Here is a 26,337-nt window from a genome sequence, read left to right on the forward strand (position 1 = left end):
GAGACGCAATGACTGTCACTGTCGTCGTCGGCAACCCGAAACCGGCTTCGCGCACGCTCACCGCGGCCACGCTGGTCGCGAAGGGGTTGCGGCCGGAGGCGGAGCCCACCGTGATCGACTTGGTGGAGTTCGGTCCGGGTCTGCTCAGCTGGGGTGACCCTGCCGTGGCCGAGGCGGTGCGCACCGTGGCGGACTCGGAACTCGTCGTCTTCGCCAGCCCGACCTTCAAGGCGACTTACACCGGTCTGCTGAAGTTGTTCCTCGAACAATTCGAAGGCGGAACGGGACTCGAAGGCGTGCTCGCGGTGCCGTTGATGCTCGGCGCCGGACCGGCCCACGCTCTGGCGCCCGACCTGCTGCTGAAGCCCGTGCTCGTGGAGATCGGGGCCACCGCGGCGCTGCCCGGGCTCTACCTGTCCGATCGCACATTCGCCGAGGACGGCGTCATCGACCGGTACAGTGGTCGGTGGCGTTCGGTCGCCCAGGCACTGGCCCACAGCTCGAAGGCTGCGAATCATGCATGACCTGTTCGAATTCCCCGCAGACGGAGCCGGTCTGCGTCGCGCGTTCGCCAACTTCCCCAGCGGCGTCGTCGCGGTCTGCGCCGAAATCGACGGCGTGCCACACGGTCTCGCGGTGAGCACGTTCGTTCCCGTCTCGCTCGACCCGCCGCTGGTCTCGTTCTGCGTGCAGAACTCCTCGGCCACCTGGCCCAAGCTCGCCGCCGCGAGTCATCTCGGCCTGAGCCTGCTGGGCACCGATCAGCAGGCCGCCGCCCGCTCGCTCGGCACCCGTGACGGCGACCGCTTCCGCGATATCCGGTTGCACCGCGGCTCGGGCGACGCCGTGTTCATCGACGGCGCTTCCGCCTGGATCGAGGGCGTCCAGGAGGCGCACGTCCCGGCGGGCGACCACGCCGTCGTCATCCTTCGTATCCACCGCATCGCCACCCGCACCGACGTCGACCCCCTCGTCTTCCACGGCAGCCGTTTCCGCCGGCTGCACGCCGAAACGGCGAACGGGGCGGCCTGACGGACGGAATCGTCCGATACCGGATGGCCGGCGCGTAGGGTGACTCTCGTAGCGCTGTCAGCGGTCCTCCGAGGTGGCCCATGGAAGTCCCCGATCATCCGAGAGCATTGCGTGAGCGGCGAATTCGTCGCGACCGGGCTGCCGCCGCGATCGAGCTGCCACACGTTCGGGCGCTCAACCAGTTGGTCGATCGCATAGAAGCGGATACCGGTCTGGATAATCTGCCATACATCGATCCACTGTTCGGCGGCGTCGCGGCAGAGTTGTTGTTCGTGCTGAAAGCGCCCGAGGGCGACGCGAGTCCCGAGTTGCACGACAGGCGTTTCCTCAGCTGGGACAACGACGACGCGGGAGCGGCGAACTTCTTCCGCACCTGCGCCGCGTACGGTCTCGACCGGAGACGCTGTACCGCCTGGAACGCCTGCCCGTTTCCGATCAAGGGTGACACTCCCTCGCGCTTCGAACTCGGCCGGGCCGAGCCGTACACGCGCCGAATGCTCGAGTTGCTTCCCGAATTGCGCGTGGTCGTCCTGCTCGGCCGTCCCGCTCAGCACGCCTGGATGAAGATGGCGTTGACCGGTCCGGACATTCAGCTGGTACACGGCGCGTCACCGTCCCCGCCCGGCATCAACCACTCGCGCAACCGCGACAGCTTCGAAGCGGCGATCCGCACGGCCGTACGATTGCTCGCCGACTGACGAGGCGGATTCCTCCGGCTCTCGACGCTGTGGGAGACTCGGATGTCTCCTTCGGAAAGGTCCTGGTCGTGACGCTCGGCATGGTTCTCGGCGATTACCCGCGCACTTCGGCGCGGGTGTAGATCAATCTCGAGTGATTCCTGTGCGCTAGCCGCACGGTTTTTTTCGCGACGCCGCGTCGAAGTGCTCGTCGTGCCCTTGCACGTTCGATTACGAGGAGTACTCGGTGTCCACCATTTCCTGGACCGAAGACAACACATCCCGCACCGCTCGCTGGCATTCCGAAAGTGCCGCCTCGTCACCCGAGTCGATCGTGGTGGCGGACGATCGGACGACCGCCGACGCCGCCTGCCGGATGGCCGGAGCGGGAACCGGCCTGCTGTGGCGCGGTGATTTCCACAATGCGCGGCAACTGTTGCGCGCGATGGGGCGGCGGGTGGAGCGGAAGCTTCCGACCAGCGACGATCCCGCCGAATCGTTCCGGCGGTATCGTGCGTCGCGTCGTCGCCGCGCGCAAATTCTCGGCAAGTTGCTCGTGCTGCTGGAAGAAGACTATTCGCTGGCTTTACGCCGCGCCCCGGACGTGAGGCGCGCCTGTATCGAGGCGTACGGCGCGCCGCAAGGGCACATGGTGGTCGCGCTCAGCGAACTGCTCGGCGTGCTCGGTGCGGCGCAGTGGCGGGAGAAGGGCGTGTACGTGCCCGCCCTCGGCGACCACATCCATCCGCATTACAGCGTGTTCTCCCCGGTTCGCGGTGAGTACATCGATCTTGTCGCGGGCGCTCCACTGCCCGCACGGGCGGACATCGCATACGACCTCGGCACCGGCACCGGCGTTCTCGCCGCCGTCCTGGCCCGCCGCGGCTGCACGCGAATCACCGCAACCGACAACAACGTTCGGGCACTGACCTGCGCCCGTGACAATCTCGACCGAATCGGCCTGTCATCCGTCGCCGTGCGAGGCCCGGCGCTCTTCCCGGACGGCAAGGCCGACCTCGTGGTGTGCAACCCACCCTGGCTCCCCGGCGTGCCGACCTCGGCTCTGGAAACCGGCGTCTACGACGAGAACTCGTCCATGCTGCACGCTTTCCTCACCGGCCTCCGTGCCCACCTACGCCCCGGCGGGGAGGGCTGGTTGATCCTCTCCGACCTCCCCGAACACCTCGGTCTACGCACCCGAGACGAACTACTCGACCGCGTCACCGCCGCCGACCTCCGCGTGATCGCCCGACTGGACACGCGCCCCACCCACCGCCGAGCCCACGACCCGGCCTCACCGCTGCACACCGCTCGAGCTGCGGAGGTGACGTCCCTCTACCGCCTGGCGCCTCGTTGAGTGGGTGCAAAAAAGGGTCCTGGTTCGGCCCGACGTCTGCAACCGGGCGTAGTGCCGGTCGACCGTTTCTTGCACGCGGGCGTGGCGCGCGCGACTTCGCGGCCAGGGGACTAGTTAGTTGTGTCGCGTGTCACATTTGGCGTGTCGCCTGTGACGTGTACATGATGTACACGATGTACATATGGCCGTGCCGGAAGGGATAGAGGGACCGATGGCGACCATGGAACGAATCACGTCAGTCACACGGTATGACTCCATGCACAACGCTCGAGAACATTTCAGTCAGATGCTGACCACTGCCGAAAATGGAAACGTCGCTGTCGTCTCACGCAAAGGCAAGGACTCCGCGCTAGTGGAAGTAGGCCGACTGCGGTTCCTCTTGGCCCACATCATTCGTCCTCACGAACCGCAAGTCGTGCGCGAAAGCGGCAATTGGGTCGCCTACCTTCCAGGCCTTCCGCTGGCAGTGGAAGAACCCGAACTGGACGCCGCACTCGATGCGCTCATCGAAGCCATGCGCGAATATGCCAGCGACTGGCAGGATCACCTCCACGCTGCGATCAATCATCGCGGCAACGTCGACTTCGTGCAGTTCGTGGAACTATCCACCGATGAACAACTCAGAGAATGGTTGATAGCGGCCGAGCAGTGACCCGGTATCCTCCGGGCACAAAGAAGGCCCACGAGACATTCTGCTCCAACGATGAATGGACGGTCGTCCGCAACGCCAGAGGCGGCGCAGTCGATCACCACATCACGTTGGAGCTGCCACTCCCGGACGGGCGCGTCCTGCGCACCCGCATCTCGCGGCCTGCGGACAACACCGACTATGGGGCCAGAATGTGGAATCTGATCCTCAAAGAACAGCTCGAGGTCAGCGAGGAACAGTTCTGGGCCTGCGTGAACGACCGGAAGCGGCCAGCACGCGCATCGGCCACGGTCGCGATCCCGGACAAGGAGCCCATCCCACTCGGTGTTGTCGAGAAACTAACGCGTTTGGTGCATCTCGTGCCAGAGGAGATCGAGAACATGACCAAGGCTGAGGCGGTGGCCCGGCTCAACCAGTTCTGGGCCGAGCAGTAGCCAGCAACTTCGGCCATGAGCAGCTAGACCCCCAGCTCGGGTACACAGACTCGAAAACCGCCGCTGACGACCCGACCTCAGAATCGGATCGCAGCGGCTTTTTCGTGCCCGAAGCAGGGCGTCGAACCGGCTCCGTTGATCCCCGGCAAGCCCTCCAAAGAGCATCAGCCCCGCACCCGGCCCCAACGCTCGGACAGGAGAGTTCGCTGCGCTGACCATCCCATCTCAAAACAAAACCCGCCCTGGCCAGAGCGGGTTTGTGGTGGAGCCGATGACGGGAATCGAACCCGCGCTGTCTGCTTGGGAAGCAGAAGTTCTACCATTGAACTACATCGGCAGAGGCAGATGTGCCAATCGAGACTGTAGCAGAAGCTACGCGCGGGGTGGGAAAAGTCCAGCTAGATACCGGTGACCAGGGTCGATAGGCCCGTCTGGGCGGTCAATGCCGGTCCAATTCTCCCGCCGCGACGCCAGCAGTGAAGGCGTCCCACTCGCTGGGGGTGAACACCAGTGCCGGGCCAGCGGGGGTTTTGGAGTCGCGGACGCCGACCTCACCCCCTCCGAAGAATGCGACCTCGACGCAATCGCCATGGCCTCCGCTGTGGCTGCTTTTGAACCACTGTGCCCCCGATAGATCGGCGCTCACCTTGCAAACTCCTTCGCCATCTGTCGCAGCAGACTCCTGCTCGCTGCCGCATCCAATGCGGAGCGGCGGATGATCGTAGACGCGGTCTGGTACGTCGCGACGTCCGTCTCATCCTCAAGGTACATGTTGCTTGTGAAGGACTCGACGTACACCACAGAGGGGTCGAGCTCGAACGAAAGTATCGAGAACGCGCCTGTTGCGGTTCCCGTGGGATATCCAGCACTGAACGGCAGCACGCGGATGTCGATGTTGTCTCGCGTACTCATGTCGGCGAGGTGCCGCAGCTGCGGCACCATGATCCGCGCGTTTCCGACGACCCTCCTCAAGATCGCTTCGTCCAGAACCATCGTCGCTTCTAGAGGCTTGGTCTTCCGGGTCAGACTTGCCTGTCGCTTGAGCTTCAGCTCGATCCGGCGCGCTTGTTGTTCCTCGGATTCATGTGGAAAGAACAAGTGGTTCAGCGCCCGTGCGTAGTCGGCGGTCTGGAACAATCCGGGTACGAGCTCGGAACGGAAGATGTCGATGGCGCGAGCTTCGTACTCGAGCCCCACGTAGACGTCGAAGCGTTCTTGCATGACTTCCCCGTACTGCTGCTGCCACCACTTCTTGGGTTGCGCAGTCGCCTCTTCGAGCATGCCGATCAGCGCCGCGACTTCCTCTTCGTCCCCGATACCGAGGACGGCACACAGGTCTCGCACGTCTCGGTCGTTCAATGTGCCGAGATAGCCACGCTCGATCCGAGATTGAGTCGGAACACTCCATCGCATCACTTTGGCCACATCCGGCTGCTTGAGGTTCGCTGCGTGCCGGGCGTCGCGGATGTGATTGCCGAACCGTCGCCTCGGCAGAGACGGGGGTGGGGGCGTACGTTCTCCACTCATCGTTCCTCCTTCTTTCAGATTGAAAGATATTAACTGCTTGATTGAGAGCTTTACTGGCGTTTTATGGGCAGATCATGAAAATTTCAAACTGACATGCCACAGGTATAAGCGCGGTGGTCTGCTAGTTCTGCGCCGGTGGGGAGGCTGTTCTGCTCCCCACTCCTCGCCTCGGTTCCACGTTCCATCTCGGCCAACGAGGCTCGGCGCACTCCACCCGTCTTCGAAGTGAGCAGAGGTCTACTGATGGACGAAGGAGCGTTCGGGGACACCCTGCTGTCCCGTTGTCAGTACTACCGGCGGACTTGCGGTCTACCCGTCGTCATCGATCCACCCGAACTAGGGCGGATCATTCTTCGCGCGGGCAGCGTGTGGGGAGTCGCGATGCCGACGCGGCTCGGTCAAGCGGTCAAGGCTCACCTGCCTAGCTGCGGGAGCGCCGTCGGCCCGATCATCGGGCACCCACGGTCCGGGCGATGGACTTTCCTGATTCGCCCCGACATCGACCTGGGGGACGTGAAGTTGTTCGCCGAGATGTTCCGTCTGGATGTCAACGTGGCGCGGACGGGGGCGTGCATCGCGCTTCCATCACCCACCGCGTCGGTTGGGGCGATCCGCCATTGGATAGTGCCTCCTCGGAACACATTTCGTCCTTCGGGGCAAGTAGTCATCGCTGCCGTGCGCGCATGGGCCGATCAGGCGCACGGGAGACGCAGAGCGCGTGGCTGCGTGCCGGATAGTCACTCGATGAGGAGCGAAGACTGATGGCCGTGAGCATCGCGGCCATCGTCGCCGTCGTTTGGACAATGGCGTGCTACTTCGGTGGCGCGAGGCTGCTGGTCCGCCCGCTCGCCCGAGAAGACTCGGATTCCGGCTGCGCACGGTGTCGGGCTCCGTGGTCGGCCATGGCGGACGTCGCCGAGCGTCCGCAGGTAGCGGACGGCGCATTCGCTCGGCCGGTCTCGAACGGCGAGCGCTTCCGTGGTCCGCACCGGCCGACGGCGATGGCGGGCTGATATGGACCACTCCGGATGGTCGCGGATTCGCGCGATCGATGCCACCCATGGGTGGGTGCTGAGCGGTCCGGCCACCGAGCATTGGTTGACCAAGCCGTTTCCCGGTGGCCGCGCCGTCATCCGGGTCATCGCGGCCGATGGCACATTGCGCGTCACCCTCGGCGACGACTCTGGACGGCTGGTGTGCGCGTGCACCGAGACGACCGGCGACATCGGCCGCGCTAAAGCGATCGCACAGGCCGCGATCGTTCGTCGGCGGACCGAGGCGTCGCAGGCATGACTGCTCTGTGGGCAGATTCGCTATGCCCGTCGGTGGTCGGACGAGATCCCGGCATTGTCCGAGGGGATGTCGTCGAGGTCGTGGCGAGCCGGCTCGGCGGAGTCGTCGGCGCGGATCAGGTACCGGTAGGCGGTAAGGCAGAGGATGAGCCACAGCGCGCCGATGCACCAGCCGCCGACGACGTCGGTGGTCCAGTGGACGCCGAGGTAGATCCGGGTCATTCCCACCGCGAGAACGAAAAGCGCGGCGGCGGCCGCGACGCCGACGCGCAGGGCGTGGCCGCGCAGGCGGGGGAGCGTGACCACTAGGACGATGCCGACCACGACGAACGAGCCCATGCTGTGCCCGGAGGGATAGGCCTGGTTGGAGACGCTGATCAGGTGGTCCTCGACGGGCGGGCGGTCGCGGTCGGTCAGGCGCTTGCCGCCGCGGACCAGTAACCCGCCGCCGAGGCCGGTGACCGCGACCAGCGCCGCCGACGACCAGCGTCGCTGCCAGGACAGCACAAGGCAGGTGGCGGTGGCCAGCGCTGTCATCGCGAGCGTGCCGCCCAGCACGCTGACCACCACGGCCACCGGAGTCAGCGCGTCGCTGCGCTGTGCGACGGCCCAGTCGGCGATGCCGCGATCAATCCCGCCGGGGCCGCCGTCCCCGACCACACCTGCCGTGAGAGCCGCGGCGCACACCACCAGCAACGCGGTGAGCACCCAGATAGCGTTCCGAATGCGAGGGGAGGTCACAACTCCACGTTCCCATGCCCGACGCCGCAAGTTAACCCGGCGCGCTTCCCACCTGGGATGACAACCCAGGGCGGCTTCGTCATCCCGTAGCGAGCACCGCCGTCGACCGGCACCTCGCGCGAACCGGACGCCGAAGCGCTGGATGCGTCAGAACAGGCTGTAGCCGCCGTCGATCAGGAGCGTGTCGCCGGTGTGGTAGGCGCTGGCGGGGCTGGCGAGGTAGACGGCGACGGACTCGAAATCGCTGGGCTGACCCCAGCGGCGCACCGGAATCCTGGGCTCGACGCGTTCGCGGAAACGGTCCCAGGCGAAGGCGCCCTCGGTCATCGGCGTCTCGACCCACCCGGGCAGCACCGAGTTCGCGCGGATGCCGTGCTTGGCCAGTTCCACCGCGATCGAGTTGACCATGGCGATCAAACCCGCCTTGCTCGCGGCATAGGACTGGCCGCGCGGAACGCCCTGGCGGGCGGCGAGGCTCGCGGTGGCGACCAGGCTGCCGCCCTCGCCTTGGGCGAGCAGAACCTTCGCCGCTTCGCGCAGGGTGACGAACGCGGCGTCGAGGTTGATGGAGGTGACCCGGCGGAATTCCGCGAGATCGGTCTCCACGAAGGGGATGAAGCCCTGCATGACCCCGGCGTTCACGAAGCACGAGTCGATCCGGCCGAGTTCGGCGGCCGCGCGACCGAAGGTGTCGATCACCTGCTGTTCCTCGCCGACATCACAGCGCAGGGCCAGCACTCGCCCGCCGAAGGCACTCAATTCCGCGGCGGCGGCCTCGTTGCGTTCGGTGTTGCGGCCGACGACACAGATGTCGGCTCCGGCTCGCGCGAGCCCGCGGGCGAACCCGAGCCCGATGCCGGAATTGCCGCCGGTGACGACGGCGACGTGGCCGGTCAGGTCGAACAGCGGGCCCTCGCTCATGGTCCATCCCTTCGATCGCGGGCGACGCGCCCCGAGTGGATGCGAGGATACCGCTCTCTCCATATCACTGTGCGGCTGAGGAGTCCCGGCGAACAGGCGCTACGCTCGTCGCGTGCTGCTTTCCGATCGTGACATCCGTGCGGAGATCGCCGCTGGGCGTCTCGGCGTCGAGCCGCTGCTGGAGAACCTGATCCAGCCGTCGAGCATCGACGTGCGCCTGGACCGGATGTTCCGGGTGTTCAACAACACCCGGTACACCCACATCGATCCCGCGCAGCGGCAGGATGAACTCACCACTCTGGTCGAGCCGACCGAGGGTGAGCCGTTCGTGCTGCATCCGGGCGAGTTCGTGCTCGGCTCCACCCTCGAGGTGTGCACGCTGCCGGACGACCTGGCCGGACGGTTGGAGGGCAAGTCCAGCCTGGGCAGGCTCGGCCTGCTGACCCACTCCACCGCGGGCTTCATCGATCCCGGGTTCAGCGGGCACATCACGCTGGAGCTGTCCAACGTGGCCAACCTGCCGATCACGCTGTGGCCCGGCATGAAGATCGGTCAGTTGTGCCTGATCAGGCTGACCAGTCCGGCCGAGCATCCCTACGGCAGTGCCGTGGCGGGCTCGAAGTATCAGGGCCAGCGCGGACCGACGCCGTCGCGGTCCTATCTCAACTTCCCGATCGCGGCCGCGGCGATCGAGGCCGCCGAATCACGCTGACCGACCCACGCCGAGTCCGCCTCGTCGACTGTGAGGAGAAGCGGACCCGGCGGGTGGCAGCGGGGAGCTGATCGCGGAGGTGATCAGTCCCCGCCGCCCGCTCCCACCGCGAGCGCCGTAGTGAGGATGGCGGACAGCGGCGGAAGCGTGTCACCGCGGTTCGGCGGGCTGACCCAGAAGCACCCTTCCCGAGTCCAGCGACCGAGACCGGTCGGCAACATCACGGCACTGCCGATGGCCGGCAGGCCGATATCCAGCCGATTGAGCACCTCGAGCACCTGTGGTCCCGGTCGGCTGTCGGGCTCGGCGAGGAAGCTCCATCGGATCTGCCTGGCCAACATGGGACCCCTCGTTCCCTGTTGTTCCAGTGCGACGCGGACCTTCTCGGCCCGCGCGGTCGGCAGGTGGACTACGCAGACGCGTCCGGTGATCGGAAGCATGGCGAAACCGCCACGCTCGGTGACCGGCAACCCGAACTCGTGCCGATAGAACGCCACCCAATCGTCCACGGTCCTGAGTTTCTCGACATTCACGGCGAACTCCTTGCCTTCCGCCTCAATAGTCCCGGCCCGCAGCTGGATTCGGTATTGCCTGCCTACCCGCCTTACGCTGCCCTTCCACTGCCTTTGATAGAAGGCGCAATTCACTTGTGGCAGTGATCACAAACCGCTCGTACTCTGGAGGGGGCTCGTTCGGAAGGGATGGCATCGTGATCAGGCATTGGTCAGGCAAAGAGGCCCGCGCCCTTCGCGATGCCAAGCGGATGAGCATCAGGGAATTCGCTGCCCATTTAGGGGTGCACGAACGCTTGGTGTCGAAGTGGGAAGCCGGGGGCGCCCGGGTCCATCCACGACCGATCAACCAAGCCGCTCTGGATACCTCACTGGCCAGGTCCGACGATGTGGTGCGGGCGCGGTTCGCGGCATTGATCGATCAGCCCTCGAGCGATCGAGCCGTCCCGCCGGGATTCGACGCGCCTGCCGACGCCTCGGCGCGCATTCATTATTCGAGCGACGCTGACATTTTGGCTCTCATAGACGCCGGTGCGATGAGAGGTGTTGCGTTAGCAGCGATTTCGGAGAGGGATCTGATCATGGCGGCTGCCCACGAGGCCAGCGAGCACGCCGGTAAGGCCGAGAGCACCAATGTCGGTGCGAGCACGTTGGAACAGCTCGACGCGGATGTCGTACGCATCGCGAACGATTACGTGCATATTCCGCCGGTGCCGATGATGGTGGAGATGGTGCGGGTGCGACGCCGGGTGTATCGGTTGCTGGAAGGCCATCAGCGGCCCGCCGATACGGGGCATCTGTATCTCCTGGCGGGCACGCTCTCGGGACTGCTCGCCAACGCGAGCACCGATCTCGGCTACTACGACGCTGCGGGCGAGCAGGTGCGGGCTGCCTGGGCTTACGCGGAACTATGCGGGCACAACGGGCTTCGTGCCTGGACCCGCGGCATGCACGCGCTGATCGAGTACTGGTCGCAGCGCCCCCGCCGGGCGGTGGAGCTGGCCCAGAGCGGACGGGAGTTCGCCGAGTCCGCGACCGCGCAGGTGCGACTGCTCAACATCGAGGCCAGGATCTGGTCGGCGCTGGGCAGCGCCGCGGACACCGACCGCTGCGTCCGCGCGGCCGACGACGCCCGTGAGATCGCCGCGACCGACACCCTGCACGACGAGGTGGGCGGGGTCTTCGGGTTCAACGACGCCAAGGCCAACTACTACGCTGGCGCCACCTACATCCACCTCGGCCAGGCGGAGCCCGCGCTCACCGCCACGCAGCGGGCCATCGAGCTGTACTCGAAAGGACCGTCCGAACAGCGCTCCTACGGTGCGGAATCCCTGGCCAGGGTCGACTGCGCGGCCGCCCATCTGATCAACGGCAGCCTGGACGGCGCGGCCGAGGCGTTGCAGCCGGTGCTCGGACTCGAGGAGGACAAGCGCATCGCGCAACTGGAGGAGCGGCTGACCGGTGTGCGCAGGCGGATCGCGAGTCGAACCTTCCGTGACGCGATCGAGGCGCGGCGGTTGGACGAGCGCATCGAGGAGTTCTGCGGCTCCACCGCGGCCAAAGGCATCCCACCGGGCGGGCCCGCCCATTGAGTGACGCGTCACATCCGGTGACGCGGGAGACGCCGTCGTGGCCGCGGACGCCCGGGGCGGGGCTCGGACAGGCGGTTTATCCAGTTGCGACGGATGGCACCATGGGACGGGTGAGTCCTCATCATCCGCACCGTCCCCCGCGTGTTCTGGAGCAGTCCACGAAGCTGCAGAACGTCGTCTACGAGATCCGTGGACCGGTACACGCGCAGGCGGCACGGTTGGAGGCCGAGGGGCACCGCATCCTCAAGCTCAACATCGGCAACCCCGCCCCGTTCGGGTTCGAGGCGCCGGACGTGATCATGCGCGACATCATCGCGGCGCTCCCGTACGCCCAGGGCTACTCCGAATCCAAGGGCATCCTGTCGGCGCGGCGCGCGATCGTGACCCGCTACGAACTCGTGCCCGGCTTCCCGGAGCTCGACGTGGACGACGTCTACCTCGGCAACGGCGTCTCCGAGCTGATCACCATCACCATGCAGGCCCTGCTGGACAACGGCGACGAGGTGCTGATCCCGGCGCCGGACTACCCGCTGTGGACCGCCATGACCAGCCTGGCGGGCGGCACCCCGGTGCATTATCTCTGTGACGAGGCCAACGGCTGGCAACCCGACATCGCGGACATCGAAGCCAAGATCACCGACAAGACCAAGGCCCTGCTGGTGATCAACCCGAACAATCCCACCGGCGCGGTGTACTCCGCCGAGGTGCTCCAGCAACTCGCCGACGTGGCGCGTAAGCATCAACTGTTGCTGCTCGCCGACGAGATCTACGACAAGATCCTCTACGACGACGCCAAGCACATCTCGCTGGCGGGCGTGGCGCCGGATCTGCTGTGCCTGACCTTCAACGGGCTGTCCAAGGCCTATCGGGTGGCGGGCTACCGGTCGGGCTGGCTGGCGATCACCGGGCCGAAGGACCACGCGGCCGGCTTCCTGGAGGGCATCGACCTGCTCGCCTCGTCGCGATTGTGCCCGAATGTGCCCGCGCAGCACGCGATCCAAGTCGCGCTCGGCGGCCACCAGAGCATCGAGGATCTGATCCTGCCCGGCGGCAGGCTGCTCGAACAGCGCGATGTCGCGTGGGAGCGGTTGAACATGATCCCCGGTGTCTCGTGTGTGAAGCCGAAGGGCGCGCTGTACGCGTTCCCGAAGCTGGATCCGAACGTGTACGAGATCTACGACGACTCCAAGCTGATCCTGGATCTGCTGTTGCAGGAGAAGATCCTGATGGTGCAGGGCACCGGCTTCAACTGGCCGCACCACGACCATCTCCGGATCGTCACCCTGCCCTGGGCCCGGGATCTCGCGGTCGCGATCGAACGGTTCGGCAACTTCCTCGCCAGCTATCGCCAATAGTGGGAAGGAGGTCGGGCGACAATATAATCGCCCCGCTTCCGGCCCGGAAACAAACCTGATGTACGGATACCTGTCGGATTTGGCGACTAACTAGCGCAAAAGAAGTATTTTTGTGTACAGTGGTCCTCGGCACTTAAGGTGCCTGGCCGGATTGCCTACCCCCCCTGGGCACATCCGGCCTTGGGTTAGGCCGCCTACCCCCCTGGGCCGCCTGCCCTGCGGGCGGCGGAGACATCCCCCTGCTCTCCGCCGCCCCCTCCAAATCCCGTTTCCTTACCGCGATCGGATCGCTCCGAGTGTGTATCCGCTGTGTTCGGTAGCAGCCGCGACGGTCTTGAAAATGAAATCCTTTAGGCTCGCTGCGGGCAGAAACACATCTGACAGGTAGGAGCGCGGTGAGCGACCACCACCATCACCACGATCACTCGGGTCCGATCGCGATCGGCGCGACCGCGGCGCGGGTGGTCATCGGGCTACTCACCGTGATCGGCGTCGCCGTGCTCATCGGCGCGATCGCGCTGTGGCCGAGCAAACAGCATGTCGATATCCCGCTGCCGATGCAGAACGCGGGTGGCGGCGCGGTGCAGACCGAGGCGGGCACGGTGGTCATGCAGGATATCGGCCCATGCGGCAGTCCGTCACTGGGCAAGGTGTTCATCGACAAACCCGAACCGCCGCGCAGCAATGCCTACAACTGTCAGCGCAGTGTGATCGCGATCGAGTCCGGCCCGCACAAGGGCAACCGCACGCTGTTGGAAATCGCACCGGGCCCAGGACAACCCGACCTGCGCGCGGGCGACGAGCTCCGGCTGGTCCGCCAGACCGATCCGACCGGGACGCCGCTGTACTCGTTCGAGGACTACTCACGGGGGCTGCCGCTCACGCTGATCGCCCTGGCGTTCGTGGTGGTGATCATCGTGGTGGCGCGCTGGCGCGGCGTCCGCGCGCTGCTGGGTCTGGTGTTCGCCTTCGCGGTCCTGGTGATGTTCATGCTGCCCGCCTTGCTCGACGGCAAACCCGCGATCCCGGTCGCGCTGGTCGCGGGCTCGTTGATCCTCTACGCCGTGCTGTATCTGGCGCACGGGCTGAACCTGCGCACCAGTTCGGCGCTGCTGGGCACGCTCACCTCGATGCTGCTGGCCGCCGTGTTGTCCTGGCTCACGATCGAGATGACCAATCTGACGGGGCTTTCCGAGGAACAGAACACCAACGTCGCGACCTACATCGAGCACGTCAGCATCACCGGACTGTTGCTGGCCGGGTTCATCATCGGCTCGCTGGGCGTGCTCAACGACGTGACGATCACCCAGGCGTCGGCCGCGTTCGAGCTGGCCGCCCTCGACGAATCGGCATCGCGGCGAGAGATCTTCGCCGCCGCCATGCGCGTGGGGCGCGACCACATCGCCAGCACCGTCTACACGCTGGTGCTCGCCTACGCCGGTGGGGCGCTGCCGCTGTTGCTGCTGTTCAGCGTGGCGGGGCGGTCCATCCGTGACGTGCTCGCCGGTGACGCGGTGGCCATCGAGATCGCGCGTTCCTCGGTCGGCGGCATCGCGCTGGCGCTCTCGGTGCCGTTGACCACCGGCATCGCGGTCCTGCTGGCTCGCCCGTTCAAGGCCAAGGAATCGAGCCCGCCGCCGCGCCCGCGCCGGGCCAAGCACGCCAGGGTCTGAGCCCGAATCCCGGTGAGCTGAGACGCCGCCGGTGAACCCGGCTCAGCGTGGCGGCGGTGGGGGAAAGGGGAAAACCTCCGGCGGGATCGTGGGAACCACGATCGGCGGAAGGCCGGGCACCACAATAGTGTTCGGGCCGGGTGTCGGCGGCGCCTCGCTGGTGGTCTGCCGCCGGTTCGGCGGTGGCGCGGCGACCGATTCGTGCGCGGGCGCCTCGGTTGTACCCGGCGCGACCGCGATCTGCGGATCGAGGCTGGTCGTACGCGGTGCGGTGGTCGGTGACAACGACGGCGAGCTCTCGCTGGTGTGCGAATCCCGTTCCAGCACCTGCGGTCCGTAGCCGAGGCCGAGCCCGATCGCGGCGACCACGGCCAGCGCGCTGACGGTCAACACGGCCCCGCTGATCTCGCGCTTGCCGCGCTGGGCAGGCGCCGACAACCAGGCGGGTGACAAGTCGTCGTCCAGCACGGCGCTCGCGGCCGGGCTCTCCTTGCGGACCGGTCTGGCCAAGAGGGCGGCGCCGCGCGCCATGACGGTCTCGGGGCTGTCCGGCACGATGACGGGAACGCCCATCCACCGTTCGAGGACCTTGGCCACCAACGGGATTCGAGCGCAGCCACCGATGGCCAGCACGCCGTGCACCGGGCGGTCCGAGCGCACGATCACGTCGCGCGCCATCCGCGCCGACGACTCGATCGCCAGCATGATCAGCGATTCGAAGTTCTCCTGCGCCAGCAGGACCAAACCCTGCTCGCTGGGCAGCGCCACCGCGGTGTTGGTGGTCAACTGCTCCTTGGCCTCCCGGCACAGCGCGTCCAGAGCGGCCAGGCCCGCGGCGTTCGGGGGGTGTGCGATGCGCCCCGACGCGATCTGCTGCTCGCGGATCAGAGAGTCGAGATAGTCACCGCTGATGTCGCTGGTGCGCTCGCTATGACGCACCTCACGAGTCTGGGTGTCGACCACGCTCACCGTCAGTCCCGAGCTGCCCAGGTCATAGACGACCAGCGAGGAGATGCCGCGGATATCGCCGGTGGCCTGCGCGAACTCGAGTGCCGCCGCGATCTCCGGGACGAGTTCGTAATTGGTCAGCTGCTGGCGGGCCATGGCCGCGCGAATGGCGCGGGCGTGCTGCTCACTGCGGTAGGCGATCGCGGTGGCGCCGATGCCCGGCGTGGCTTCGAGGGTGACTCCGATGGCTTCGGCCGCCAGCTCTTCCACGCTCTGGTCGACGACCGGAATGGTCTGCAGATCGAAGGAATGCGGGGAGACATGCCCGTGGGGGTTGCCGGCGTGTGGCCGGGCCATACGGACAGCGCCGGCCCCCACCGAAACTCCCAGTACCGAACTCATCAGCTGCCCATCTCGTTCCACACTTCACGACATGCGAGCCTGCGCCGTCCGTCGGCGGAGGCCCGCTGGACGGACCCTACCGCCGGCGATCAGCTGTGCTTAAGGCAGGACTGGTCACCTGTCCGGCAGTAGCCCGCCTCGCTCCGCAACTCTACGGCGTGCCGAGTCCCGCGTACACCCATCCGGCTGCTCTCCAGGTGGCACGATTGAGACAGTTCCGGCCGTCGATGATCGAGCGGGCGCGCACCACTCGGTCCAGGTCCTGCGGTCGCAGCGCGGTGAATTCGTCCCACTCGGTGAGGACGAGCACCACGTCGGCGCGTTCACATGCCTCGGCCACCGAGGTCGCGTAGTTCAGGGTGGGGAACACCCGGCGCGAATTCTCCAGCGCTTTGGGGTCGTACACGGTCACCACGGCGCCGTGCAGCTGGATCATGCCCGCCACGTTCAACGCGGGCGAGTCGCGGACGTCGTCGGACTCCGGCTTGAACGCCGCGCCGAGCACCGCGACGTTCGCGCCGAGCAGCGAACCACCGCAGGCGCGTGCGGCCATGTCCACCACCTTGGTCCGGCGGCGCATATTGATGTTGTCCACCTCGCGCAGGAAGGCGACGGCGTGGTCGGCGCCGAGTTCGCCGGAGCGGGCCATGAACGCGCGGATGTCCTTGGGTAGACATCCCCCGCCGAAACCGAGGCCCGCGTTGAGGAATCGGCGGCCGATGCGCGCGTCGTAGCCGAGGGCGTCGGCCAGCATGGTCACGTCCGCGCCGGTCGCCTCGCACACCTCCGACACGGCGTTGATGAACGAAATCTTCGTCGCCAGAAAAGCGTTGGCGGAGACCTTCACCAATTCCGCTGTGGCGAGGTCGGTCAGCAGGAATGGAATCTCGGCGGCGATGAGATCCGCGTAGATCTCGCGCACCAGATCTTCGACCCACCCGGCGGCGGCGCGCGTACGGTCGACACCGAGGACCAGCCGGTCCGGCCGCAAGGTGTCCTTGACCGCCCAGCCTTCCCGGAGGAACTCCGGATTCCACGCCACCTCGACGTCGGTGGGACTCAGTGCGCGAGCCCGGGTCCCGAGCGCAGCCGCCGTGCCGACCGGGACCGTCGACTTGCCGATGATCACCGAGGGGCGCTCCAGCAGCGGCGCGAGCGTATCCACCACCGCGTGCACGTATTTCAGGTCGGCGGCGTACTCGCCCTTCTTCTGCGGGGTGCCCACGCCGAGGAAATGCACCTCCGCGTGGGCGGCCGCCTCGGCATAGGAGGTGGTGAACCGCAGCCGGCCCGCGTCGAGGTTGCGGCGCAGCACAGCCTCCAAGCCGGGTTCGTAGAACGGCACCACCCCGTCGGACAGCTTCGCGACCTTGCCCGGGTCCACGTCCACCCCGATGACGTCGTGCCCGAGTTCGGCCATGCACGCAGCGTGCGTGGCCCCGAGATACCCGGTTCCGAAGACTGTGCATCGCATGATCGATTGGTAAGCCCCTCCGGTGGCCACGCCACGTCACCGAGGCAAGGGTCCGGGCAACAGCAGATGTACATGCGGCGACGTCGCGCGGTGCAACGCCCTGACCTGGATGAATCGGTTCCCGCGCCCGCTAGCATCGGCGGGGTGCGACGTCATCGGTGGGCCTGGATCCTCCTCGGCGCCGGTCTGGCGGTCGCCATCGCCGCGGGCGCGCTGTGGCCGGTCTACGTACGTCCGCGCACCGACCCGCCCGCGCGAGCGGACGCCGTTCTCGTCCTGGGCGGAGCGCACGACGGACGCGAGCAACTCGGGCTACGCCTGGCGCGCGACGGGTACGCGCCACGCGTGGTGTTCTCCGATCCCTATGAGAACAGCGCCATGCTGAACCGCATCTGTCACGGCGGCTACAGCTTCGAGGTCCTGTGCTTCGACCCCTCGCCGCGCACCACTCGCGGCGAGGGCCGCGAACTCGCCCGCCTCGCCCGCGCCCACAACTGGCGGCGAGTCATCGTCGTCACCTTCACGCCCCACATCTCCCGAGCGCGCTACATCTTGCGAAAGTGCTGGGATGGAGAACTCCTTTTCGTCGACACCGACCCCGACCTCTCCCTCCCACGCTGGGCTTACGACTACCTCTACCAATCCGTGGGTTTCACCAAAGCCTTCTTCGAGGACTGCTAGAAGCGGTGGATCCGGCACGCGAGCCGCCCGCGCGGCGAGTAATGCCCAAAATTTGCGGGCGGGTGCCTTCAGTTTGACTCGATGAGAGAAACAATCGTACATTTTGTCGCATGGTGACGGGATGGTCGCCAGGGAAGCAACGGTGCGCACCCTCCGGGAGGGCAGATGGATTACGACTGGTCAGCGGAGGATCTGGCGTTTCGGGACGAGGTACGCGAGTTCCTCGACGCGAAACTGACGCCGGAATTGCGCCGCGCCGGGCGCTTGGCGACGAGCGTGTATCCCGACCACGAGGCGAGCATGGAATGGCAGCACATCCTGCACGAGCGCGGCTGGGCGGCGCCGGCCTGGCCGGTGGAACACGGCGGATGCGACTGGAGTCTGACCCAGCACTACATCTTCCAGCGGGAATCGGCGCTGGCGGGCGCGCCGGCGCTGTCTCCGATGGGCATCAAGATGGTGGCCCCCGCGATCATCGCGTTCGGCACCGCCGAGCAGAAGGCTTTCTATCTGCCGCGCATCCTCACCGGCGAGGTCTTCTTCTGCCAGGGGTACTCCGAGCCGGAGGCCGGATCGGATCTGGCCGCGCTGACCATGGCCGCCGTCGACGACGGCGAGGATTTCGTGTGCACCGGCAGCAAGATCTGGACCACCCACGCCACCGAGGCGAACTGGATCTTCTGCTTGGTGCGCACCTCGCGCACGGGTAAGAAGCAGCAGGGCATCACGTTCCTGCTGATCGATATGACCTCACCGGGCATCGAGATCCGGCCGCTGGTGATGACCTCGGGCGAACAGGTGCAGAACCAGGTCTTCTTCGACAACGTGCGAGTGCCGAAGACCAATGTGCTCGGCCGGATCGACGACGGCTGGACCGTCGCGAAATACCTGCTGGTGCACGAGCGCGGCGGCACGGCGGCCCCGTGGCTGCAGGTCATGGCCCAGGACATCGCCGCCAACGCGGCACAGCAGCCCGGCCCGGACGGCAACCCGCTCATCGATGACCGCGCGTTCGCCGCGAAGCTGGCGGATCTGCGGATCCGCACCGAAGTGCTCGAAGTCCTGGAGTACCGCACCATTTCCGCGATGGCGCAGGGCAAGAACCCGGGCCCCGCGTCCTCCATGCTCAAGATCCTCGGCACCGAACTCAGCCAGAAGCTCACCGAGCTGGCGCTGGAAGCCGCGGGACCGCGCGGTCGCGTCTACCAACCGCACGCCACCGAGCCCGGCGGGCCGATCGCCCAGTTCACGCCGCCGGCCGACGGTTACCACAGCGGCGCGGACTGGCAAGCTGTCGCGCCGCTGCGGTACTTCAACGACCGAGCGGGCTCGATCTACGCGGGCAGCAACGAGATTCAGCGAAACATCCTCGCCAAAGCAGCATTGGGGCTCTGATGGACTTCACGCTTACCGACGAGCAGGAACTGCTCCGCTCCGCGGTCGCCGGATACCTCGGCGCCCGCTATGACCTGGAGAAGAGCCGCGCAGCCGCGAAATCGGCGAAGGGCTGGCAGCCTGCGGTCTGGCGCGGCTTCGCCGACGAGCTGGGGATTCTCGGGGCGACGCTTCCCGAGCGGGTGGACGGCACCGGTGGCGGCCCCGTCGAGCTCATGGTGATCGCCGAGGAACTCGGCCGCGCGCTGGTGGTCGAGCCGTTCGTCGACACGGTCGTGATCGGCGCCGGACTGCTCGAGCGTGGCGGCGGCGAACAGGCCGACGCCGTGCTGCGCCGGATCGTGTCCGGTGACGCGCGCATCGCGTTCGCCGCGCTGGAACCGACCTCCGGACACGCGCTGCACGATGTGTCGACCACTGCCCGCCGCGACGACGACGGCTGGGTGCTCGACGGCGCGAAGACCGTGGTGACCGGCGCGCCGCTGGCCACTCACCTGCTGATCACCGCGCGCACATCCGGCGAGCGGCGCGACAAGGCGGGGATCTCGTTGTTCCGGGTGAAGTTCGACGCGGTCGCGCCCCCTGCCGGTGTCGAAGTGCACAGCTACCGCACCATCGACGACCGGGCCGCCGCCGATCTCGTGTTCACCGGCCTGCGTCTGCCCGCCGACGCCCTGCTGGGCGCGGAGTCGGACGCCTGGACCGTCATCGAGCCGACCATCGCGGAGGCGACCGCGGCGGTCTGCGCCGAGGCCGTCGGCTGTATGCGGAAAGTGCTCGCCGACACCATCGAATACGCCGAGCAGCGTCAGCAGTTCGGTCAGCCGATCGGCAGTTTCCAGGTACTGCAACACCGCATGGTCGACATGTACATCGAACTCGAACAGGCCGTCGCGGCGGTCCACCTGGCCGTCCACTCGCTGCGCGCGCCCGCCGAGGACCGTGCGCGCGCCGTCTCCGCGGCGAAGGTCACGGTCGCGCGCGCGGCGCGGTTCATCGGGCAGAACGCCGTGCAACTGCACGGGGCGATGGGCATGACCGAAGAGCTGGCCATCGGCCACTACTTCAAACGGCTCACCGTTGTCGAGCACGAATTCGGCTCCACCGACGAGCATCTCGCGCGCTACGCCGCGCTGACACGGCCGTAATCCGGTTCTCGGGCCGGGGCCACACCTCCCCGGCCCCACTGGCTCGTGCTCAGCCGTCCTTACCGCTGCGGTGGTATCGGACGAGCTGCCGAATCAGCTTGTCCCGAGTCGCCGATGCGGCTGACCGGTGATCTCCGCAATGGTCTGGTAATCGCTGTCCACATGCAGAACGGTTGCCCCGTGGACTTCAGCGGTCGCTGAAAGGATGAGATCGGGAATCGGTAAACGATGTGCGCCTCGGGCGGCGAGAAGACCCTGGACCTCCAAGGCCCGGTCCATCGCTTCTTCCGTTACCGGGAGCCAGACCAAAGCCTTTTGACCGGCGATCTTGGCGATGTAGTCGGCATGGGATCGCGCCGAGTAGCCGATCTCGAGCGCGGTGAGATGACATCCCGCCACAAGAGCGCCAGGTGCGCTGGTCACTTCAGCGACTTCGAAACTACCGGATACAACTCGGCCGGGTCCATCGCTGGACCCGGCCGATGTCGGTGTTCAGTTGTTTCTGGGCTCAGCTCTTACGGCCCGGCGCCTTCGCGCCGGACTTGAAGCCCAAGCCGCCCGGTTTGGCGGCGGGCGGTACGACCTGGTGCGCGCCGTTGCCGCCAGTGCCATTGGATTGCTCCGGCTCGGCAGCGGCTTCGGGCTGCGCGGCAGGAGTTTCCGCGGCGGCGGGCTCGTCCGCCGAGGCCGGTTCGGCAGTGACCGGAGCGGCTTTGCCAGGGGCCTTGGGGCCGGGACGCTTGAAGCCGGACTTCATGGCCAGACCCTTGGCGGGCACCGTCGGCTTGGTCTCGGTCGGCTCGGCGTCGGCCGGTTCCGCAGCCGCCTGGGTGGCGGGTGCTGCTTCGGCCGCAGCCGCGGACGTTTCCGCTGCCGGAGCCTTAGCGCCGGGAGCCTTGGCCGCGCCCTTCATGGCGAGACCACCACCGGGAGCCTTGGCGCCGCCCTTCATGCCCAGACCCTTGACCGGCTTCGCCGCCGGAGCTTCGGGTGCCGAAGCCTCGGGCGCTGACTCGGCGGCGGGGGCCGCGGCGGCCTTGGCGCCGGGCGCTTTCGCGCCGCCCTTCATCCCCAGACCACCGGGAGCCTTCGCCGGACCCTTCATGGCCAGACCCTTGACCGGAGCGGCAGGCGCCGCCGTGGCCTCGGTCTCCGCCGTTTCCGCGGCCGGGGCCTTGGCGCCGGGAGCCTTCGCGGCGCCCTTCATGCCGAGACCGCCGCCACCGGGCGCTTTCGCGGGGCCCTTCATGGCCAGACCGCCGCCACCGGGAGCTTTCGCCGGGCCCTTCATGGCCAGACCGCCACCGGTCGGCGCGGCCTTGGCCGGGGCGGGAGCCTCGGCGGCCGGGGCGGGTTCGGGCTCCGGCTCGGGTTCCGCCTCGGGCGCCTTCGGCTCCTGGATGACGGTCAGGTTCTCGGTGAGCACCGTCGGCTCGACCCGCTCGATGGCATCCAGCATCAACTGCGCGACGTCCACCACTTCGACGCCTTCGCCCTCACCCTTCTCCTGGCGCGCGGTGACGCCGTCGGTGAGCATCACGCGGCAGAACGGGCAGCCGGTCGCGATCTTCCCAGGGGCGGAGCCCGCGGAGCGACCAGAAGGCGCGGCGAGGGTGCTCAATCCCTCCTCCACCCGGTCGATGTTGACCCGCTTGCCGAGTTGCTCTTCCATCCACATCCGCGCGCCGCCGGCGCCACAGCACATGGACCGTTCGCCGTGCCGGGGCATCTCGACCAGGTTCGAGCCGGACGCGGCCATCAGCTCGCGCGGCGCGTTGTAGATCTTGTTGTGCCTGCCCAGGTAGCACGGGTCGTGGTAGGTGACATTCTGGGAGACCGAGGCCACCGGGATCAGCTGCTTCTGCCGCACCAGGCGGTTGAGCAGTTGGGTGTGGTGCACGACCTCGTAGGTGCCGCCGACCTGTGGGTACTCGTTGTTCAGCGCGTTGAAGCAGTGCGCGCAGGTGACGACGATCTTCTTCTTGCGATCCTCGACGCCCTCGAACACCGAGTTCAGCAGCTCGATGTTCTGCTGCGCGAGCTGCTGGAACAGGAATTCGTTGCCCGCGCGGCGTGCGGAGTCACCGGTGCAGGTCTCCTCCGCGCCGAGCACCATGAACTTCACGCCCGCGGTGGCCAGCAGCTCGGCGACCGCCTTGGTGGTCTTCTTGGCGCGGTCCTCGTAGGCGCCCGCGCAGCCCACCCAGAACAGGTACTCGTAACCGTCGAAGCTGTCGGCGTCCTGGCCGAAGACCGGGATCTGGAAATCGAGCTCGTTGATCCAGTTGAGCCGGTCCTTGGCGTTCTGACCCCACGGATTGCCCTTGTTCTCCAGGTTCTTGAACAGGCCGGCGAGCTCGGACGGGAACTCCGATTCGATCAGCACCTGGTAGCGGCGCATGTCGATGATGTGGTCGACGTGCTCGATGTCCACCGGGCACTGCTCGACGCACGCGCCACAGGTGGTGCAGCTCCACAGCACCTCGGGGTCGATGACGCCGCCCACTTCGGGGCCGCCGACCAGCGGGCGCTCCGCTTCGGCCTTGGCGGCCTCGGAGATCTTGGCCAGCTGGGCCTCGTTCGGCTTGCCCTCGGCGTCGACGAGGCCGACCTCGTCGCCGCCCATGTCCTTGCGGCCACCGGCCAGCAGGTACGGGGCCTTGGCGTAACCATGGTCACGCAGCGACATGATCAGCAGCTTCGGCGAGAGCGGCTTACCGGTGTTCCACGCGGGGCACTGCGACTGGCAGCGACCGCACTCGGTGCAGGTGGTGAAGTCCAGCCAGCCCTTCCAGGAGAAGTCCTCGATCCGGCCCGCCCCGAAGGTGTCGGTGTCCGGGTCCGCGGTCTCCATGTCGACCGGCTTGCCCTTCGACATCATCGGCTTGGCCGGGCCCAGCGCGACGCCGCCGTCCTCATCCCGCTTGAAGTAGATGTTCGGGAACGCCGAGAAGCGGTGCCAGGCCACGCCCCAGGTCACGTTGCGGCCGACCAGGTAGAGGAACGCCATGCCGGACATCAGCTTCACGAATGCGAACAGCGCCACCATCGTGGTGTTGGCGGGCAGCAGCTTGGCGACCTGCATGGTGAAGAAGTCGGTCGCCGGGTTCGCGTGACCGTAGGCGGCGATCTTGCCCGCCTTCACGAAGACCATGCCGAGGCCCTCGAGCAGCACGATCGCCTCGATGACGTAGGCAGGGGCGAACTTGGAACCGCTGAAGCGCGACAGCCGCTCCGGAAGCCGGGGATGGTTGAGCTGACGCAGGATGATCAGCGTGAGGATGCCGACCACGGTGCCGATGCCGAGGATCTCGTCCCACAGGTGGTAGATCGCGGTGTTGCCGATGATGGGCCAGTGGAACGCCGGGTCGAACGTCTGCCCGTACGCCTCGAACCACAGCATGGCGCCGCCCAGGAAGCCGATCATCACCAGCCAATGCGCCCAGCCCACGGTGCGGAATTTGTTCATGCGCGTATGCGCGAGGAACTCCACGATCATCTGCTTGAAGCGCGGGAAGAAGGGCCGCCAGCGGTCCGGGGCCGGCTGTCCGATCATGATGGCGCGAACGATATTGCGGACGCCGCCGAAGAACGACGCCCAACACAGGAGGCTGAGCGCCGCCCCAATCGTGCCCAGCGTCACTGTCAGGGCATTCATGTCGCGACCTTTCTTTAGAGGCACCTCGAGTGCGGCAGTTTCCGCTACCGCCTCGGTTGGCTCGTATCTTAACCGGAGGTAAGTTACCCGCCAGTAACAACAGTGTCCATCGTACGATCGGCTTTTGGGCTATAGCCCCATATGCTGGGGCTTGACCGCTTATTTACCTGTGATCAATATCACAGTAAAATTCACCGATCTCGTGGACAGGGGGTCGGTCACCACCGTAAACGGGGAACCATTCCGTCCAGTCGGTAAGGATTGGCTTAGTCCCCAGGGCTGATAAGGCATCTCGCTTAATGCGCGGCGTTCTATTAGGCTCACGTCGTTCTGTTGCTTGCGACTCGTCTGCACACTGCTCGGGGAGGATCCGGAGCCGACCACCCGGATTTGCTGGATAGAGCTCTCGCGTGCTGGAGACCCGCGGCGACGATCGACCTGATGATGGATTGGAAACTGAATGAACTTCCGCAGAACCACCGCGGCGGCCGCGATGGTCATCGGTGCGATGACCATCGGATTGGGGACCGCCCATGCCGAGCCGGACGCTGCGCCGGATCCCATCCGGTACTCGGTCAAGCTGGTGGAGAAGACCGTCGTTACGACGCTCAAGGGGGGAACGTTCGAACTGGCGAAGTCCTCCGAGGACGTCAAGGAAGACGACGTCTACAAGATCAAGGACTCGCAGGGCAACGACGTCCTGGCCCTGCCGATCGCCTTCACGGTCGCCGGGACCGTCGTCCCGGTGAAGCCGGTCGTGAAGGAAGACGCCACGGTCCTCGAACTCACGCCTGACCAGAGTGTCGAGGTCCCCAGGGACAAGCCGGCCAACGCGGTCAACGTCGTCGCTCAGCCGATCGCCTCGCCGATCGAGAACCAGCGCGCGCAGAACGAGTTCGCCAGCCAGTTCGGCATCGCGACCGCCGTCGGCGGCTTCGTCGGCACCGCCATCGGCGTCATCGGCGGCGCCGTGATCGGCTGCATCCTCGGCCTGCCGTTCCTCGGTGTCGGCTGCATCCCCGCCGCGATCGCGGGCGCGGGTATCGGCGGCATCCTCGGCACGGTGGCCGTCGGTGGCCCCATGCTGGCTGTCGCGGGCATCGACCTGATCAACACGCTGCAGGCGCCCGAAGGCACCACCAAGTGGGCGGACAAGCCGAACTAAATATTCGGCCGAACGCTGCACGTTCGATCCCCGGCGGCCCGCTCTCCTCGGAGGGCGGGCCGCCGGTCGTTTATCCGGTCAAATCGAGCAAGCCGCGGACGACGACCTCGCCCAGTTCTTCACCCAATCGGCCGAACGAGCGCTCGACCATCTCGAACGTCCCGTCCTCGCGGACGACCAGCACCGTGCTGGCTCTGGTGCCGTGCACGGTGTGCGCGACGAACCTGGCCGAGAGCGCACGCTCCATCTCGTAGGGGACGCCGGTGCGCGGCAACCGGTCGTCCGGAGCTTCCGTGCGGTCGGCCAGCACCTCGAAGTAGCGATCCACCGCACCGGGCTCGGTCCCCACGATCTCGCGCAGCTCGGTCACGCCCGCCCGCACTTTGGGCCAGATGGGCTGTGGCGCGGTCAGATTCGCTTCGCCCAGGGTCGGACCCGCGGACGTGACGAACGTGCCGTTGGAGAGCCCGTGGAAGCCCGGAGTCAGCTCGCGTGGTTCGGTCGCACTGCGATTGGAGTGCCACCACAGTGTGCGCAGGTCGGAGACCAACAGGTTGTAGCCGTTGTAGTCGTCCGGCGCGGCGGCGACGTCGAGCACGTACTTCTCCGGCCCGGGGAACTCGCCCGCTCGACCGCGGTCGGCGGCGCCGCGCAGGAAGTCCAGCAGCAGCGCGCCCCGGGAACGGGCATCGACGCGTTGATCGGCGGGATCACGCACATTCGTGACGGCCGCGAAGCGGTTGTTGCCGTGCGGCTGGGTGCTCAGCCCCAGCCAAGTGCCGGGAGGTTCGCCCTCGGTGCGGCCGGTGGCCCCGGTATCGCGTCCGGCGAGCAGGCCGGGCGCCTCCGGCCACCAGCGCATGGATTCGGTCGGCCGGGTATAGAACTCTTCCCGGTTGGCGGCCACGATCAACCGGTAGTCAGGGTGGGCGCGCCAGCCGATCAACACCAAACACATGCCGACCAGAATGCCGGACCGGCGCCGCACTCCA

Annotated in this window: 26 protein-coding genes and 1 tRNA gene; 16 read left to right on the forward strand and 11 right to left on the reverse strand. The window is 66.9% G+C overall.

From position 1 onward, the window contains the following. Positions 1-8 precede the first annotated feature (8 nt). The 6 genes from M8859_RS07215 (at position 9) to M8859_RS07240 (ending at position 4,149) form a co-directional block, all read left to right on the forward strand. Positions 9-524, forward strand: coding sequence for an NADPH-dependent FMN reductase (locus M8859_RS07215; RefSeq protein ID WP_159922116.1), 516 nt, complete (start codon positions 9-11; stop codon positions 522-524). Next, entirely contained in the window at positions 517-1,032 is a 516-nt protein-coding gene (locus M8859_RS07220) for a flavin reductase family protein (RefSeq protein WP_159922114.1), read from the forward strand. Before M8859_RS07215 ends, M8859_RS07220 begins: the two co-directional genes overlap by 8 nt. Positions 1,033-1,112: 80 nt before the next feature. Further along, on the forward strand, positions 1,113-1,730 hold the full coding sequence (locus M8859_RS07225) for a uracil-DNA glycosylase family protein (protein WP_159922112.1): 618 nt from the start codon (positions 1,113-1,115) through the stop codon (positions 1,728-1,730). A 226-nt stretch (positions 1,731-1,956) separates the two neighbouring features. Then, positions 1,957-3,066: a methyltransferase gene (locus M8859_RS07230; RefSeq protein ID WP_249644032.1), complete on the forward strand. Its 1,110-nt coding sequence runs from the start codon at positions 1,957-1,959 to the stop codon at positions 3,064-3,066. Positions 3,067-3,247: 181 nt separating this feature from the next. Next, on the forward strand, positions 3,248-3,718 hold the full coding sequence (locus M8859_RS07235; RefSeq protein ID WP_249644033.1) for a RelB antitoxin-like protein: 471 nt from the start codon (positions 3,248-3,250) through the stop codon (positions 3,716-3,718). After that, complete coding sequence (locus M8859_RS07240) at positions 3,715-4,149, forward strand: cytotoxic translational repressor of toxin-antitoxin stability system (protein ID WP_249644034.1); 435 nt, start codon at positions 3,715-3,717, stop codon at positions 4,147-4,149. The genes M8859_RS07235 and M8859_RS07240 overlap by 4 nt, the downstream gene beginning before the upstream one ends. Positions 4,150-4,412: 263 nt before the next feature. Here M8859_RS07240 and M8859_RS07245 read toward each other — a convergent pair. From M8859_RS07245 to M8859_RS07255, 3 genes are all read right to left on the reverse strand, one after another. Next, positions 4,413-4,486: transfer RNA gene (locus M8859_RS07245), tRNA-Gly, on the reverse strand. Between the two features lie 102 nt (positions 4,487-4,588). After that, entirely contained in the window at positions 4,589-4,795 is a 207-nt protein-coding gene (locus tag M8859_RS07250) for a DUF397 domain-containing protein (RefSeq protein WP_159922104.1), read from the reverse strand. Then, the gene (locus M8859_RS07255; RefSeq protein ID WP_195069701.1) at positions 4,792-5,676 is read right to left on the reverse strand and encodes a helix-turn-helix domain-containing protein; all 885 of its coding nucleotides are present in this window, start codon (positions 5,674-5,676) and stop codon (positions 4,792-4,794) included. The genes M8859_RS07250 and M8859_RS07255 overlap by 4 nt, the downstream gene beginning before the upstream one ends. A 761-nt stretch (positions 5,677-6,437) precedes the next feature. On the opposite strand from M8859_RS07255, the gene M8859_RS07260 reads away from it, so the two are divergent. Both M8859_RS07260 and M8859_RS07265 read left to right on the forward strand, forming a co-directional pair. After that, positions 6,438-6,689 (forward strand): hypothetical protein, encoded by a 252-nt coding sequence (locus M8859_RS07260; protein ID WP_159922100.1) that lies wholly within the window; start codon positions 6,438-6,440, stop codon positions 6,687-6,689. Between the two features lies 1 nt (position 6,690). Continuing rightward, a complete protein-coding gene (locus tag M8859_RS07265; protein WP_159922098.1) occupies positions 6,691-6,969 on the forward strand; it encodes a hypothetical protein in 279 nt (92 codons plus the stop codon). 20 nt (positions 6,970-6,989) lie between these two features. Here the strand turns inward: M8859_RS07265 and M8859_RS07270 are convergent, their stop codons facing one another. Next, positions 6,990-7,676, reverse strand: a complete 687-nt coding sequence (locus M8859_RS07270; RefSeq protein ID WP_195069700.1) for a phosphatase PAP2 family protein — start codon at positions 7,674-7,676, stop codon at positions 6,990-6,992. 180 nt (positions 7,677-7,856) lie between these two features. After that, positions 7,857-8,630: an SDR family NAD(P)-dependent oxidoreductase gene (locus tag M8859_RS07275; RefSeq protein WP_159922094.1), complete on the reverse strand. Its 774-nt coding sequence runs from the start codon at positions 8,628-8,630 to the stop codon at positions 7,857-7,859. 112 nt (positions 8,631-8,742) lie between these two features. Between M8859_RS07275 and dcd the strand changes: the two genes are divergently transcribed. Beyond that, positions 8,743-9,342, forward strand: a complete 600-nt coding sequence (gene dcd / locus M8859_RS07280) for a dCTP deaminase (RefSeq protein WP_159922092.1) — start codon at positions 8,743-8,745, stop codon at positions 9,340-9,342. A gap of 83 nt (positions 9,343-9,425) precedes the next feature. Here the strand turns inward: dcd and M8859_RS07285 are convergent, their stop codons facing one another. Then, on the reverse strand, positions 9,426-9,875 hold the full coding sequence (locus M8859_RS07285; protein ID WP_195069699.1) for a hypothetical protein: 450 nt from the start codon (positions 9,873-9,875) through the stop codon (positions 9,426-9,428). A gap of 176 nt (positions 9,876-10,051) precedes the next feature. On the opposite strand from M8859_RS07285, the gene M8859_RS07290 reads away from it, so the two are divergent. From M8859_RS07290 to M8859_RS07300, 3 genes are all read left to right on the forward strand, one after another. Next, positions 10,052-11,446 carry a helix-turn-helix domain-containing protein gene (locus M8859_RS07290; protein WP_504928414.1) on the forward strand — a complete coding sequence of 465 codons (1,395 nt, stop codon included), beginning with the start codon at positions 10,052-10,054 and terminating at the stop codon, positions 11,444-11,446. A 101-nt stretch (positions 11,447-11,547) separates the two neighbouring features. After that, a complete protein-coding gene (locus M8859_RS07295; RefSeq protein WP_159922086.1) occupies positions 11,548-12,801 on the forward strand; it encodes a pyridoxal phosphate-dependent aminotransferase in 1,254 nt (417 codons plus the stop codon). A gap of 395 nt (positions 12,802-13,196) precedes the next feature. Next, on the forward strand, positions 13,197-14,474 hold the full coding sequence (locus M8859_RS07300; protein ID WP_159922084.1) for a YibE/F family protein: 1,278 nt from the start codon (positions 13,197-13,199) through the stop codon (positions 14,472-14,474). A 42-nt stretch (positions 14,475-14,516) separates the two neighbouring features. On the opposite strand, the gene M8859_RS07305 is transcribed toward M8859_RS07300, so the two are convergent. Next, complete coding sequence (locus M8859_RS07305) at positions 14,517-15,824, reverse strand: DUF7159 family protein (RefSeq protein ID WP_223519356.1); 1,308 nt, start codon at positions 15,822-15,824, stop codon at positions 14,517-14,519. A gap of 151 nt (positions 15,825-15,975) precedes the next feature. After that, positions 15,976-17,298, reverse strand: a complete 1,323-nt coding sequence (locus tag M8859_RS07310; protein ID WP_159922082.1) for a UDP-glucose dehydrogenase family protein — start codon at positions 17,296-17,298, stop codon at positions 15,976-15,978. A gap of 144 nt (positions 17,299-17,442) precedes the next feature. On the opposite strand from M8859_RS07310, the gene M8859_RS07315 reads away from it, so the two are divergent. The 3 genes from M8859_RS07315 (at position 17,443) to M8859_RS07325 (ending at position 20,522) form a co-directional block, all read left to right on the forward strand. After that, a complete protein-coding gene (locus M8859_RS07315) occupies positions 17,443-17,979 on the forward strand; it encodes a YdcF family protein (RefSeq protein WP_236565337.1) in 537 nt (178 codons plus the stop codon). A 165-nt stretch (positions 17,980-18,144) separates the two neighbouring features. Further along, positions 18,145-19,374 carry an acyl-CoA dehydrogenase family protein gene (locus tag M8859_RS07320; RefSeq protein ID WP_195069698.1) on the forward strand — a complete coding sequence of 410 codons (1,230 nt, stop codon included), beginning with the start codon at positions 18,145-18,147 and terminating at the stop codon, positions 19,372-19,374. Next, positions 19,374-20,522, forward strand: coding sequence for an acyl-CoA dehydrogenase family protein (locus tag M8859_RS07325; protein ID WP_249644035.1), 1,149 nt, complete (start codon positions 19,374-19,376; stop codon positions 20,520-20,522). The genes M8859_RS07320 and M8859_RS07325 overlap by 1 nt, the downstream gene beginning before the upstream one ends. A 93-nt stretch (positions 20,523-20,615) precedes the next feature. Here the strand turns inward: M8859_RS07325 and M8859_RS37575 are convergent, their stop codons facing one another. Continuing rightward, positions 20,616-20,945, reverse strand: coding sequence for a PIN domain-containing protein (locus M8859_RS37575; protein ID WP_249644036.1), 330 nt, complete (start codon positions 20,943-20,945; stop codon positions 20,616-20,618). Between the two features lie 85 nt (positions 20,946-21,030). Next, positions 21,031-24,180, reverse strand: coding sequence for a (Fe-S)-binding protein (locus M8859_RS07335; protein WP_159922074.1), 3,150 nt, complete (start codon positions 24,178-24,180; stop codon positions 21,031-21,033). 460 nt (positions 24,181-24,640) lie between these two features. On the opposite strand from M8859_RS07335, the gene M8859_RS07340 reads away from it, so the two are divergent. Beyond that, a complete protein-coding gene (locus M8859_RS07340) occupies positions 24,641-25,345 on the forward strand; it encodes a DUF8020 domain-containing protein (protein ID WP_195069696.1) in 705 nt (234 codons plus the stop codon). A 70-nt stretch (positions 25,346-25,415) separates the two neighbouring features. On the opposite strand, the gene M8859_RS07345 is transcribed toward M8859_RS07340, so the two are convergent. Beyond that, positions 25,416-26,303 (reverse strand): NRDE family protein, encoded by an 888-nt coding sequence (locus M8859_RS07345; RefSeq protein ID WP_159922070.1) that lies wholly within the window; start codon positions 26,301-26,303, stop codon positions 25,416-25,418. Positions 26,304-26,337 lie beyond the last annotated feature (34 nt).

The organism is Nocardia sputi, from assembly GCF_023501985.1.

What these genes read in the sequence shown, in the direction of transcription:
- M8859_RS07215 (WP_159922116.1), top strand. Translation starts at nt 9, where the DNA reads ATGACTGTCACTGTCGTCGTCGGCAACCCGAAACCGGCTTCGCGCACG.
- M8859_RS07220 (WP_159922114.1), top strand. Translation starts at nt 517, where the DNA reads ATGCATGACCTGTTCGAATTCCCCGCAGACGGAGCCGGTCTGCGTCGC.
- M8859_RS07225 (WP_159922112.1), top strand. Translation starts at nt 1,113, where the DNA reads ATGGAAGTCCCCGATCATCCGAGAGCATTGCGTGAGCGGCGAATTCGT.
- M8859_RS07235 (WP_249644033.1), top strand. Translation starts at nt 3,248, where the DNA reads ATGGCCGTGCCGGAAGGGATAGAGGGACCGATGGCGACCATGGAACGA.
- M8859_RS07255 (WP_195069701.1), bottom strand. Translation starts at nt 5,676, where the DNA reads ATGAGTGGAGAACGTACGCCCCCACCCCCGTCTCTGCCGAGGCGACGG.
- M8859_RS07260 (WP_159922100.1), top strand. Translation starts at nt 6,438, where the DNA reads ATGGCCGTGAGCATCGCGGCCATCGTCGCCGTCGTTTGGACAATGGCG.
- M8859_RS07265 (WP_159922098.1), top strand. Translation starts at nt 6,691, where the DNA reads ATGGACCACTCCGGATGGTCGCGGATTCGCGCGATCGATGCCACCCAT.
- M8859_RS07275 (WP_159922094.1), bottom strand. Translation starts at nt 8,630, where the DNA reads ATGAGCGAGGGCCCGCTGTTCGACCTGACCGGCCACGTCGCCGTCGTC.
- M8859_RS07295 (WP_159922086.1), top strand. Translation starts at nt 11,548, where the DNA reads ATGGGACGGGTGAGTCCTCATCATCCGCACCGTCCCCCGCGTGTTCTG.
- M8859_RS07305 (WP_223519356.1), bottom strand. Translation starts at nt 15,824, where the DNA reads ATGAGTTCGGTACTGGGAGTTTCGGTGGGGGCCGGCGCTGTCCGTATG.
- M8859_RS07310 (WP_159922082.1), bottom strand. Translation starts at nt 17,298, where the DNA reads ATGCGATGCACAGTCTTCGGAACCGGGTATCTCGGGGCCACGCACGCT.
- M8859_RS07320 (WP_195069698.1), top strand. Translation starts at nt 18,145, where the DNA reads ATGGATTACGACTGGTCAGCGGAGGATCTGGCGTTTCGGGACGAGGTA.
- M8859_RS07325 (WP_249644035.1), top strand. Translation starts at nt 19,374, where the DNA reads ATGGACTTCACGCTTACCGACGAGCAGGAACTGCTCCGCTCCGCGGTC.
- M8859_RS07335 (WP_159922074.1), bottom strand. Translation starts at nt 24,180, where the DNA reads ATGAATGCCCTGACAGTGACGCTGGGCACGATTGGGGCGGCGCTCAGC.
- M8859_RS07340 (WP_195069696.1), top strand. Translation starts at nt 24,641, where the DNA reads ATGAACTTCCGCAGAACCACCGCGGCGGCCGCGATGGTCATCGGTGCG.
- M8859_RS07345 (WP_159922070.1), bottom strand. Translation starts at nt 26,303, where the DNA reads ATGTGTTTGGTGTTGATCGGCTGGCGCGCCCACCCTGACTACCGGTTG.